Source organism: Thiohalophilus thiocyanatoxydans, from assembly GCF_004366735.1.
Taxonomy (GTDB): domain Bacteria; phylum Pseudomonadota; class Gammaproteobacteria; order UBA6429; family Thiohalophilaceae; genus Thiohalophilus; species Thiohalophilus thiocyanatoxydans.
The window spans coordinates 1-12,500 of record NZ_SOQX01000005.1; the positions used below are offsets into that span (position 1 = coordinate 1).

The window sequence follows — 12,500 nt, forward strand, 5'->3', positions numbered from 1 at the left end:
TTTCATATTCCACGTGCGCGGTGGCGATGGTGATGCCGCGCGCTTTTTCTTCCGGCGCGCTGTCAATCTGGTCATACGCCCGGCTCTCGCCGCCGTACTGCTCGCCCATCACTTTGGTGATCGCCGCCGTCAGCGTCGTCTTGCCGTGGTCTACGTGACCAATCGTGCCTACGTTCACATGCGGCTTGTTACGTTCAAATTTTGCCTTGGACACCGTCAGGCCTCCCCTGTTGCCAATTTAACTAAAAAACCAATATCACTCTATATACAAACCTGGAGCCCATGGGCGGATTTGAACCGCCGGCCTCACCCTTACCAAGGGTGTGCTCTACCCCTGAGCTACATGGGCCGAAACACAGTGACGAGTTACGAGGGCCGAGTGACGAGTAACAACATATCTTCTCGTATCAATCTTGACCCTGCCCGGTTTCCTCGTCGCCGGGACCTTTGTCCCTTAAACTCAATTTGGAGCGGGTGATGGGAATCGAACCCACATAGTCAGCTTGGAAGGCTGAAGTTCTACCATTGAACTACACCCGCTATATTCAGGGACGAGGTACAAGTAACGAGTTACGAGGGCCAGCCCTCTCCATCTCATCACGTCCCGGGGTGGTAGCTGCACCAGGCCCGCTGCCGCCGGGTTACGATTCCGGTCTTCCTCGCCCCTCGTAACTCGGCCCTTGTAACTTTGTGTTTGGTGGAGGGGGGAGGATTCGAACCTCCGAAGGCTGAGCCGTCAGATTTACAGTCTGATCCCTTTGGCCACTCGGGAACCCCTCCGCGCGCACGAAGCTGCGTATTTTCGTCGAGCAATAGGACAGTGTCAACCGGAAGTGGCGAAAATACCTTGGTTTTCCGCCACCTGCGGCCGATTTTTGCACTCTGCCGACAAAATGGCCCGGATCGTGTCCGGGCCTTTGAAATCCTGGAGCTGGCGAGAGGAGTCGAACCCCCGACCGGCTGATTACAAGTCAGCTGCTCTACCAACTGAGCTACGCCAGCATGATGACCGGCACTGCCGGTATCGACCAGGCGCGCATTCTAAGAAATTGTCTCTATAAAGGCAATTTTAACGTCGGTTTTTTACAGCACGGCTCTATGGCTCTTTCGGTGGCGTGCAATGACGTTCGATCTGCTGCAGTTCGCCATATTCCTGTGCCAGGCGGCCCAGTTGCCCCTCGGCGAGCTCACCGGCTTCGCGCGGCCAATCCAGCCAGTACTCCTCGATCGGCAGCCGGACCGCCTCGCGGCTCGGCTCGAAACCGAGTTCATTCAGTTGATTGACGCGTCGTTGAGCCGCCTCCCGGGTGGAGAACAGACCCAGAGAGACCCCGTTGGCATTCGGGCCTGTGGCAATTAAAAAATAGTCTTCCACCTTGTTGGCCTTCAGTTCGGCCACGACGGCGCGTGCCTCGCCCCGGGAAGGCAGCGGGGGTAACAGCACCCAGTAACCCTCCTTGCGTCCGGTCTTCTGACTGGTGCGTTGCCAGCTCGGCCGATCCCATTGTTGCAGGCGCTCCATCAGCCGCCTGGCCTGTTGCGGCTCTTCCAGGGGGCCGAGACTGTAACACCGCGCCTGACCGGCCTGCGGCTGTTCTTCGCGCAGCAGCTCCAGACGCTGGACATCCGTCGCATCCGGCCCGGCCGTCGCCGGGCTCCCCCGATAGTGCCAGGCAAACAGGCTGATATTCACCAGCAGCAACAGATAGATCAGCCATTTCATCCGTCTTTACCTTCCGCTCCTGTGAGAGTTCATTCCTGCGCGACGCAGGCCAGCCCCTGCAGGACCAGGTCCGGTACCAGGCGGCCCGGCTCGCGCAGATGCGCCTGAATATGCGGCGCATCCCCGCCGGTCAACAGCCACTGCAGGCGCGGGTCGTACTGGCTCTGCAGATCGACCATGAGTCGATCGAGCAGCGCGGTCACACTGCGCAGGGCGCCGTGACTGATACAACTGGCGCTGGAGTCACCAGGCGCCAGATCATTGCTCAATGCCGGCGCGGTGTTGATCCGGCCGGTGCGCTCCAGCAAACAGCGCTGCATCATCCATAACCCCGGCACGATGTACCCCCCCTGATGAAGACCGTCAGGGCGCAGCAGATCGATGGTGATCGCGCTGCCGCAATCGATGATGCCCGCATGCCGGTCCGTCAGCCGGTGGGCACCAATCAGCGCCGCCCAGCGATCACTGCCCAGGGTGTGAGCATCGGCATAGGCGTTGGTCACCCCCTGTTGCCGGGAAACCGCCTGCAGGCGAGCCACCGGGAGCTGCCATCGCTGGAGGCACCATTGTTCCAGTCGCGCGAAGCAGGTTTGATCGGCAACGCTGGCACATAGCACACGGGTCGGCGCGGGCAGATCGGCCCACCAGCTTTCGAATAACGGCGCCAGTTCCGCCTCGGTATAGATCGCTTCGTCGCCAGAGTGCAGCTCGCCTGCTTGCAGCAGGGCCCACTTGATCCGGGTATTGCCGAAATCAATCAGCAGTTGCATAGGCTGGTTCCGTCCCGGTGCGCAGCGAAATCTCCCCGCTGCAGTAACTCTCCTGGCAACCGTTGCGCTCGATGAGCAGGTTGCCCTGCGCATCAATGCCCGCGGCGCGGCCGTGGACGGTGCGCTGCGGCAGCAAGAGCTGGACCGGCTTGCCCGCCACCGCGTCCCGGCGCCGCCAGTCGGCCAGAAACGGTGCCAGCCCCTCCTGCTCATAACGGGCCATGGCGGGCAACAGTTCATCGAGCAGGCCCGTTAACAATCGCTGGCGGGAGATCGGCTGCGCCAGGCTGTGCTGCAAATCCGTCCAGGGCTGATCGATATCCGTTGCCGCCGTCGGTGGCATATTGACATTCAGACCGACCCCGCAGACCACGCGACAGGGTCCGCCGGCCTCACCCTGCAGCTCCAGCAGTACCCCACAGAGTTTTTTGCCCTGCAGCAAGATATCGTTTGGCCATTTGAGTCCCAGATCCTGTACCCCCTGCGCGCTCAGCGCCCGCACCACGCTGACAGCCACCGCCAGACTCAGCCCGGCCAGATTGGCAGGCCCCCCCTGAAAACAGCCTAACAGGGAGAAATAGAGATTGGCGCCCAGCGGGGAGACCCAGGCCCGGCCGCGCCGGCCGCGCCCCTGGCGTTGATGCTCGGCCACCACCACCGTACCGCACGGAGTATCCGGTGCCTCCAGCAGCCACTGGTTGGTTGAATCCAGTGACCATTCGATCTGTAACCGCCCCAGTCGGCGTCGCGCCTCGGGCGAGAGATCGGCGATAATCCGATCCGCTTCCAGCAACTCCAGCGCGGCCGGCAGTCGATAACCCCGTCCCTGTACCGCCTGAACCGGAATGTTGTATTGTTCCGAGAGCAAGCGGATTTGCTTCCAGACCGCGCTGCGGCTGAGCCCCAGTCGACTCGCCAGGGCGGTCCCGGAATGAAATCGGCCGTCGGCCAGAATGGACAAAATATGACGCAAGCGTTGCATTAATCGGATTTACCCTGCCAGATGTCCATTGTTAGCGAACCGGTTGCCCGTTATTTCCCGCCCTCGTCGGGACATTACGCGATCAAACCGGGATTTTACAGGCTTGGTCACGACTTTGGTAATGGCGAGGCCGATCGCCGGCTGTTTCAGCTGGATCGGCAATTCAGTCACTATCGCCGGGCCAAGCAGTCCGCCCGTCGCGAAGATCTCGACAAATACCTCTGTGTCACCGACGCCGGGCGTACGCTGGAACCGGCGTTGAACCGGTTTATCAGCGCCCGGCTGTGTGCCGAATACCCCGAACATTTCCGTTTACAACAAACGGGGGAGCGACAGCGACTTGAGTGTCATCTCACCGGCGACGCACTGGTATTTACCGCTGATGGCCGCTACCTGGACTGCCGGCCCGGCGAGCGGGGTACCGCGCCCCCCTATCACAGCGGTCTGGATGCACTGGCCATGCAGGTTCAGGAGGATCTGACGCTGGTCTGCCTCAACGGCACGGAAAACCGTCTGTGCGCCATTCATCTTTGCCAGCCCAACCATTGGGCGCCCCGGGACAAGATCGGACGGGATTTCGTCGGGGTGCACCAGCCGGTCCCCGGTATGGAGCGAATCAACCCAAAAGCGGCACAACTGCTCCAGGCGAGCCTCAGGCAGGGTCCCTTCGTGCGCTTCGCCTGGGGAATTACCACCGACGATCGACTCAATCATCACCCCGAGGCCCCGGCCCGGTGGGATCGCGAAGCGTGGTCGGGGCGTGCTTTTGATCCGGCCAGTCCGGCTGCCTGGCTGCGGGTTGAGCGGCAAACGCTTTATGGCTTACCCCAAATCAATGCTGTGCTGTTTGGTATCCGGACCTACCATTATGCGCTGACCGATCTATCGCCTACGCAGCAACGTCTGCTCAGTCAGGCACTGGCGAGCATGTCGGCAACCAGTCTCAGGTACAAAGGGCTCGCCGGGCAGTACCAGGATTTGCAGGCATGGCTGCGCGGACTGTATGACGCCTCATGATTCCACCGGCTTGATTCGCACCGCCAGAACATCGCAGGGCGTGCCGTGCAATACGGAATTGGCGGTGGACCCCAGTAGCAAACCGACCCCATGCCGGCCGTGGGTGCCAAGCATAATCAGATCCGCCCCGATCTCTTCGGCGACACGGAGTATCTCGGCCTTGATCGAACCGGCGGTCACCCGCAGTGAGGTCAGGCCCAGACCGGAGTCATCAAGTTTACGCTGCAGAAAATCCTCCGCCTGCGCCTGGCGGGTGGTCTCCAGATCGGCCGGCAGACTGGTGACCAGGTCATAGCTGCTCTCCGTCACCAGCGGTTCCACTACATGCATGAGCGTCACCCGGGTTTCTCCCTGCCGGGCAAACATTCTGGCGCGTTCGATTATCTGCTCGGCCTCGACCGAGAGATCGACCGCCAGCAATATCTGTTTATAAGCATCCAACCGCTTTCAAACCTTTTGGTTAATTTACCGACAGTATAGGCAAGCCTGTAGGGGCTGCAAAGAAAGTACCGGTTGTTTCTGCTTAAAAATTAACCTCTCGACAGGTGCCCATGAACGCCAAATCGGGGTACGATTACACTGAATAAAGATCGCATGCTATTTCAATTAAGCGACAAAGCGGAATAATACAAGGAACAACCGATGTTAACGGCCACCATCTGGCTGAGTTTTGCTTTTGGTTCCGGGCTCCTGATGCGCCTGATTGGGTTGCCACCCCTGGTCGGTTATCTGGCGGCCGGTTTTCTTCTCAGCGCCAACGGCTATGAGACCAACTCAATCCTCGAAACAGTGGCTCACGCCGGTGTGCTGTTGCTGCTGTTCAGTGTTGGCCTGAAGCTGCGTCTGAGAAGTCTGATACGCAGCGAAGTACTCGCCGGCTCGCTGCTGCATATGGCAATTACGATCGCGCTTTTATGGATAATACTTCACCAGTTTGGTGAGTTATCATTTGAAGCGGCGTTGATGATCGCCATAGCCCTGTCTTTTTCCAGCACGGTTGTTGCCGCCAAGGTACTGGAAAGCAAACGGGAATTACGCGCCTTTCATGGCCGGGTGGTCATCGGGATTCTGATCATGCAGGATCTCGTGGCTGTCGCCATACTCAGTCTGGCCGGCGGTGTCACGCCCTCTCCGTGGGCCTTCCTGTTGCTCGCCTTTTTCCTGCTGCGCCCCCTTTTACACTGGCTGCTGGATATCTGCGGTCATGGCGAGCTGGTCATTCTCTATGGCTTGCTGCTGGCCCTGGTGGTCGGTGGCGGCAGTTTTGAGGAATTCGGTCTGAGCTCAGAGCTGGGAGCCCTGTTACTGGGCATTATTCTGTCGGATCACAAACGGGCCACCGAACTCTCCAACGCCCTGTGGGGCTTGAAAGAAGTCCTGCTGGTTGGATTTTTTCTGCAGATCGGCCTCTCCGGTCATCCAACACTGCTGACCCTCGAACATGCCTTGCTGCTCAATCTGTTGTTACCCCTCAAGGCCTTGCTGTTTTTCGTTATTTTACTGCTGCTCAGGTTACGGACCCGGACCTCCTTTCTGGCCGGCCTGAGTCTGGCCAGTTTCAGTGAATTCGGTCTGATTATCGCCAATGTTGCCGAAACCCAGGGCTGGATATCCACCGAGTGGCTGGTCCTGCTCGCGGTGACGGTGGCTATCTCCTTTGCCATAACCGCTCCACTGAACCGCTACTCGCACGAGCTGTACCAGACCATCGGCAAGCGGCTCAAACGATTCGAGAGCCATAAACGCCATCCTGATGATGAACCCATCAATGTCGGTAGTGCACATATACTGGTCGTCGGTATGGGGCGGGTCGGAACCGGCGCCTACGACACGTTAAGTGCCAACCAGCTACGGGTACTCGGCCTGGACTCAGACCCCGGCAAGGTTGAAAGACACCGAAGTGAGGGACGACGCGTACTGTATGCTGATGCGGAAGATCCCGGTTTGTGGTCAGGGATCAACCTGCGTAATGTACATACGATCATGCTCTGTATGCCGGAGCTTTCCGCAAAACTCATGGCGATACAGCAATTACGCGCCCAGGGGTTTAACGGGCAAATACACTCCACCGCCCTGTTTAGCGAAGAAGTCGAGTCCCTGCGCCACAAAGGTGCCGACCTGATTTATAACTATTATGAAAGTATCGGCCCGAGTTTCGCCGAAAAGACCATTCAGGGGATGAAGCACGACGCGCCTGCCCAGGCGTCGATCTCCAGCAAGAGCACGGATAGTACCTGACCGGCATCCTAACCGGGTTCCCGGGCAGGGACACTGAATTATAATGGAGAATAAAATACCGCCATCCGGACACTGAGAGGCCTGTATCTCCTATAATGGATCAATAAATAGTTATTTCAAATCTGGTTTACCAATTTTTCAGGGACTTATGAGCTCAGACAAAATCAAAATCCCGACGGAGCTTCTTGACCTCGGTATGTATGTCGCCGAACTCGACAAACCCTGGATCGAAAGTCCTTTTATTTTCCAGGGGTTCTTGATCACCAATGACGAGGAGCTCGACCAGCTCCATCAACATTGCGAATACGTTTTTGTCGACCGTGAAAAAAGTCAGATTAGTATTCCCCAGGCCCTGATCGAACAGGGGCAACAGATTAAAACCGCTCCCAATTACTCTGATCAGGGTTCAGTCCCCTACCAGGTGACATTTGAAGAAGAATTTCCCCGGGCCAAACTTGGCTATGAAGAGATACAGTCCCAGCTCAAGGGATTGTTCAGGGATGTACGGTTTGGCCGGATAATGAAAACAGCAGAAGTCCAAAAGCATGTGCAGAGGATTACCGAAAGCATTTTAAGAAACCCCGATGCCATGATGCTGATGAGTAATCTCAAGGCAGTTGATGAATACCTGGTCGTTCATGCAATGAACGTTTGTATCATGACAATTGTATTTGCCCGCTTCCTCGGATTTAAACCCGACGAAATGCAAGAGATTGGTATGGGGGCTTTACTCCATGACATTGGTGAGATACGTCTTCCTCAGGAAATACTCAACAAGCACGGCGAGCTTTCTCCGGAAGAATACGCGACGATACAAAAACATACAGCCTACGGTGTTTCCATATTGAAACAGGCAGACAATATTTCCAACACTGTTCTGGACATTGTACTGCATCATCATGAGCGCGTTAATCGCTCAGGTTACCCGGAAAAATTATCCGGCCAGGAAATAAGCCAGTCTGCGAAGATTGTCGGTATTGTCGACGTCTATGACTCCTTAACCAGTCCCACGCCATACCGAGGCTACATATCGAATAATGAAGCATTAAAGAGCATGTATGACTGGCGAGGCACCTTGTTCGATGAAACGCTCGTTGAGATGTTTATAAAATGTCTGGGCGTCTACCCAATTGGCAGCACACTTGAGCTTAATAGCGGAGAAATAGGCATAGTCATATCGACCTCGCCGCAAAGCAGATTGCTTCCAACACTGATGCTGGTCAGGGATGCGTCAAACAAGCTCTATGACCCACCCAAAATTATCAACCTGAGTCAGTTCAGGGAAGACGATGAAAACCTGTATGAAATCAGAAATATCGTCCGTCCCGAGGAGTATGACGTAGATCTGAAACGCTACATATTAAGAGAAGTTCACCATCTCTAAATAACATAATGTTTGGAATACCAGTACAACCATGAGACACGGCCGTACCGATTACAGTCAAAATGTCCGGCATTCTGAGCACCTACCAGGCGATACTATAATTCATAAAGCTCAGCATCTGTAATCGCCCCGTAAACGTGAACCGCCTCTGACTTTCCGCGGATTTTCTGAAAACCAAGGTCGACAAACCTTTTCTTGAAGTCATTATTAAGCAATTCGTACGCATCATCAGAGATGATAATTCTGTAACCGAGCCGTTTGCTCAGCCCGTCCAGTCGACTTGCAGTATTCACCACATCACCAATAAAAGTGTATTCATAGCGATCTGCGGACCCAATGGTACCGGCAACAGCAAACCCGGTATGAATGCCGATGCCGATATCAAAAGCGTCAGCATCACCAAGTCGAATGGTTTTGGTATGAGTAATAATATGCAGCGCCGCCTGGAGAGCATCCTGCATTGATGTTTCCTTGTTGGCCGCTCCAAAAACACCCAATATGGCATCACCCATGAATTTGTTTACCAGACCATTATGTGTCGACACAAGATCGGATATCTTGGAGAAGAAAGCATTCAGAAAACGTATCACCTGATCCGGCGGTGTCGTTTCAACAAAGCTGGTAAAGCGGCGCAGATCACAAAAAAGGATAGCAACCTCATACTTCTGTCCTTGCTTAAGCATCGCTGCATCATCAGCCAGTAACCTTTGCATAATATCCGGGCTGACTATGCGCTCCAGCACGCTGGTGACTTTCTGTTTCTCTCTTAATTCCTCCAGCATTTTATTCGTATTTTGCGCAATCAGTGCAAACTCATCCTTACTCATGATGGGAACGTAAGAGTCCAGATCGCCTTTTTGTATATTCTGTAATGCCTTGATCTGTGTATCGAGCAGGTACTTCTGGTTCTGTGCGTATGTATACGCCACTCTCATGGAAAAGCCGATAATTACCATGGTCATCAAAATGATGTCATAGAGAAAAATAATCTGGATATCACGTTGATCCGGCCCGGACTCCGCCAATAGCGAATAAACGACTGAATTTGCGGAAAGGTACATGGCGACCACAGTAATGAGAATTGTGGTCAGAATAAACAGACGCAGTCTGCTCGAACTTGATGTAGTAGACACGTTTTTAGCATAGATGTAACGGCGTTCATAATAGCAACGCCGTTCAGTATTTAATGCATTATCTACGGCGACAAAATACCCATAAACCAGACAACCTATAAGATATTTTGTGGCCGGAATTTGCTCCTCGGGCAAAAAGTAGCCAACAATCAGGGCATATCCGGATATCCCGGCAAGCAGATACAAACCCAGACTGATCAGAAATTCCTTGTTAACAATCTCCAGATTCGGATCCTGGAAAAAAAACCATTTATCAATGATGTACCGAATTACCATAACCAGGGAAAACGACAACAAAGTCACGGTTCCCAGAGCCTGGCCCGAAGTTTCCATCGCCGTCACATGACCGCGACTGTAGACAAACACAACCAATGCGCCGAGCAGAAAATAAAGATATTGAAGACGACGGGATGAGAACCAGGGCTGCCCGGCCAGTCGATTCTGGAGAGTTTCGATTTTTGAATGGATTGCCATCATTTCCCTGCGGCGGCCTGTATCTGGAACACTCGGATTCACTTACACCTGCATTATATGCATGATCTTTATATGTCTTCTAGACATATCCTGACATGTTTGAAGCGATTATGACAGGTTAGCAGCTTGCAGCGAGTGTTCGACAATTTACTCAATAAATATAATATAAGTTATTAATATTTGGAAATTTATCGATTTCAGCGCCCTTTCAGTCTTTCTGCTGCTATCTGAAACCGCGGCGCCTGCGACCGGTACACGCCTCCCCCGGCAGAGCATACTTTACTGCCCGCCGCCCCATGCCTAAAAAGTGCGCGAATGTTTGCGCGGCAGAGATGAAAACGCGGGATCCGCTGTTTTAAGGAATACCCAGCATTATCGACCGTCCAAGAAAAACCCCCGGTATTTGCATACCGGGGGTTTAGATTAAAGCCTGGCGATTGCCTCGACTCATCGAAGATTGCCTGAAACCTTCGGAACGAAGGTTGAAGTATCCATGATGAACCCGAAGGGTCTATAGGGTGGTGAGGACTCACAATGAACCTCGAAGAAGTTCCAGGGACACCGCTCCAGTCTTTACGACCGCACAAGAAAAAACCCCCGGTATTTGCATACCGAGGGTTTAGATTAAAGCCTGGCGGTGACCTACTTTCACATGGGGAGACCCCACACTATCATCGGCGCTGAGGCGTTTCACTTCTGAGTTCGGGATGGGATCAGGTGGTTCCACCTCGCCATTGCCGCCAGGCAAACTGGTTAGATCAATAGTCATACATCGACTACAGATCTGAATTTGGATTAGGTAGAAGGTAATGCTTTTTGATTGTATTACTTGTTGGTGACCTTACTTACCCAAAAAATTTGGGTGTTATATGGTCAAGCCTCACGGGCAATTAGTACTGGTTAGCTTCATACATTACTGCACTTCCACACCCAGCCTATCAACGTTGTAGTCTTCAACGGCCCTTTAGAGTGATCAAGTCACTGGTGAGACCTCATCTTGAGGGGGGCTTCCCGCTTAGATGCTTTCAGCGGTTATCCCTTCCGTTCTTAGCTACCCGGCAATGCCACTGGCGTGACAACCGGAACACCAGAGGAACGTCCACTCCGGTCCTCTCGTACTAGGAGCAGCTCCTCTCAAGTCTCAAACGCCCACGGCAGATAGGGACCGAACTGTCTCACGACGTTCTAAACCCAGCTCGCGTACCACTTTAAATGGCGAACAGCCATACCCTTGGGACCGGCTACAGCCCCAGGATGTGATGAGCCGACATCGAGGTGCCAAACTCTCCCGTCGATGTGAACTCTTGGGGAGAATCAGCCTGTTATCCCCGGAGTACCTTTTATCCGTTGAGCGATGGCCCTACCACTAAGAGCCACCGGATCACTAAGACCTACTTTCGTACCTGCTCGACATGTCTGTCTCGCAGTCAAGCACCCTTATGCCTTTGCACTCAATGCACGATGTCCGACCGTGCTGAGGGTACCTTCGTGCTCCTCCGTTACCTTTTGGGAGGAGACCGCCCCAGTCAAACTACCCACCACACACTGTCCCCGACCCGGATAACGGGCCTGGGTTAGAACCTCAAACATACCAGGCTGGTATTTCAAGGATGGCTCCACCGAAACTGGCGTCTCGGTTTCAAAGCCTCCCAGCTATCCTACACAAGTAGGCTCAAAGTTCAGTGTGAAGCTATAGTAAAGGTTCACGGGGTCTTTCCGTCTAGCCGCGGGTACGCTGCATCTTAACAGCGAATTCAATTTCACTGAGTCTCGGGTGGAGACAGCGTGGCCATCGTTACGCCATTCGTGCAGGTCGGAACTTACCCGACAAGGAATTTCGCTACCTTAGGACCGTTATAGTTACGGCCGCCGTTTACCGGGGCTTCGATCAAGAGCTTCGTCCGAGGACTAACCCCATCAATTAACCTTCCGGCACCGGGCAGGCGTCACACCCTATACGTCCTCTTTCGAGTTAGCAGAGTGCTATGTTTTTAGTAAACAGTCGCAGCCACCTGGTCACTGCAACCTCCTTCAGCTCCACGAGCAAGTCGCTTCACCTAACAGAGGCACACCTTCTCCCGAAGTTACGGTGCTATTTTGCCTAGTTCCTTCACCCGAGTTCTCTCAAGCGCCTTAGGATTCTCTCCTCACCCACCTGTGTCGGTTTGGGGTACGGTCACATATAACCTGAAGCTTAGAGGCTTTTCCTGGAAGTATGGCATCAACCACTTCGCCCAAAAGAGGGCTCGTCATCGCATCTCAGTAATAACCCCCGGATTTACCTAAAGGGCCTACCTACTTGCTTAAACCGGGACATCCAACGCCCGGCTGGCCTAGCCTTCTCCGTCCCCCCATCGCAGTTATAAGTGGTACAGGAATATTAACCTGTTTCCCATCGGCTACGCATTTCTGCCTCGCCTTAGGGGCCGACTCACCCTACGCCGATTAACGTTGCGTAGGAAACCTTGGGTTTTCGGCGTGGGGGTTTTTCACCCCCATTATCGTTACTCATGTCAGCATTCGCACTTCTGATACCTCCAGCATGCCTTACAGCACACCTTCGCAGGCCTACAGAACGCTCCCCTACCATGCCTTGCGGCATCCGCAGCTTCGGTATACAGCTTGAGCCCCGTTAAATCTTCCGCGCAGGCCGACTCGACCAGTGAGCTATTACGCTTTCTTTAAAGGATGGCTGCTTCTAAGCCAACCTCCTGGCTGTCTGGGCCTTCCCACATCGTTTCCCACTGAGCTGTAATTTTGGGACCTTAGCTGGCGGTCT

9 protein-coding genes, 4 tRNA genes and 2 rRNA genes (1 of these 15 running past the window's edge) are annotated in these 12,500 nt (G+C 54.2%); 3 read left to right on the forward strand and 12 right to left on the reverse strand.

The features are described from left to right. The 8 genes from EDC23_RS09510 to birA all read right to left on the reverse strand — a co-directional run. Window positions 1-214 (reverse strand): GTP-binding protein (locus EDC23_RS09510; protein WP_243830763.1); only part of this gene is annotated, 214 nt, incomplete at its 3' end. Between the two features lie 60 nt (window positions 215-274). Continuing rightward, a tRNA-Thr gene (locus tag EDC23_RS09515) sits at window positions 275-349 on the reverse strand. 117 nt (window positions 350-466) lie between these two features. Then, window positions 467-540 (reverse strand) — tRNA-Gly (locus EDC23_RS09520). 155 nt (window positions 541-695) lie between these two features. Continuing rightward, window positions 696-780 (reverse strand) — tRNA-Tyr (locus tag EDC23_RS09525). Between the two features lie 146 nt (window positions 781-926). Then, a tRNA-Thr gene (locus EDC23_RS09530) sits at window positions 927-1,002 on the reverse strand. Between the two features lie 94 nt (window positions 1,003-1,096). After that, complete coding sequence (locus tag EDC23_RS09535; protein WP_134083949.1) at window positions 1,097-1,723, reverse strand: SPOR domain-containing protein; 627 nt, start codon at window positions 1,721-1,723, stop codon at window positions 1,097-1,099. 29 nt (window positions 1,724-1,752) lie between these two features. Then, on the reverse strand, window positions 1,753-2,493 hold the full coding sequence (locus EDC23_RS09540) for a type III pantothenate kinase (RefSeq protein WP_166668823.1): 741 nt from the start codon (window positions 2,491-2,493) through the stop codon (window positions 1,753-1,755). Further along, a complete protein-coding gene (gene birA / locus EDC23_RS09545; RefSeq protein ID WP_134083953.1) occupies window positions 2,477-3,475 on the reverse strand; it encodes a bifunctional biotin--[acetyl-CoA-carboxylase] ligase/biotin operon repressor BirA in 999 nt (332 codons plus the stop codon). Before birA ends, EDC23_RS09540 begins: the two co-directional genes overlap by 17 nt. 21 nt (window positions 3,476-3,496) lie before the next feature. On the opposite strand from birA, the gene EDC23_RS09550 reads away from it, so the two are divergent. Next, on the forward strand, window positions 3,497-4,492 hold the full coding sequence (locus tag EDC23_RS09550; protein ID WP_134083955.1) for a heme-dependent oxidative N-demethylase family protein: 996 nt from the start codon (window positions 3,497-3,499) through the stop codon (window positions 4,490-4,492). Here the strand turns inward: EDC23_RS09550 and EDC23_RS09555 are convergent. Then, window positions 4,487-4,933 (reverse strand): universal stress protein, encoded by a 447-nt coding sequence (locus EDC23_RS09555; RefSeq protein ID WP_134083957.1) that lies wholly within the window; start codon window positions 4,931-4,933, stop codon window positions 4,487-4,489. The two genes, EDC23_RS09550 and EDC23_RS09555, sit on opposite strands and share 6 nt — an antisense overlap. Before the next feature lie 201 nt (window positions 4,934-5,134). Here EDC23_RS09555 and EDC23_RS09560 point away from each other — a divergent pair, with 201 nt between their 5' ends. Both EDC23_RS09560 and EDC23_RS09565 read left to right on the forward strand, forming a co-directional pair. Beyond that, a complete protein-coding gene (locus tag EDC23_RS09560) occupies window positions 5,135-6,730 on the forward strand; it encodes a cation:proton antiporter family protein (RefSeq protein WP_134083959.1) in 1,596 nt (531 codons plus the stop codon). 148 nt (window positions 6,731-6,878) lie between these two features. Beyond that, window positions 6,879-8,114 (forward strand): HD-GYP domain-containing protein, encoded by a 1,236-nt coding sequence (locus tag EDC23_RS09565; protein ID WP_134083961.1) that lies wholly within the window; start codon window positions 6,879-6,881, stop codon window positions 8,112-8,114. A gap of 95 nt (window positions 8,115-8,209) precedes the next feature. Here the strand turns inward: EDC23_RS09565 and EDC23_RS09570 are convergent, their stop codons facing one another. From EDC23_RS09570 to EDC23_RS09580, 3 genes are all read right to left on the reverse strand, one after another. Further along, a complete protein-coding gene (locus EDC23_RS09570; protein WP_134083963.1) occupies window positions 8,210-9,763 on the reverse strand; it encodes an adenylate/guanylate cyclase domain-containing protein in 1,554 nt (517 codons plus the stop codon). Between the two features lie 587 nt (window positions 9,764-10,350). Then, window positions 10,351-10,466: ribosomal RNA gene (rrf, locus tag EDC23_RS09575) — 5S ribosomal RNA — on the reverse strand. A 124-nt stretch (window positions 10,467-10,590) separates the two neighbouring features. Then, window positions 10,591-12,500, reverse strand: a 23S ribosomal RNA gene (locus tag EDC23_RS09580) (it continues 976 nt past the right edge of the window).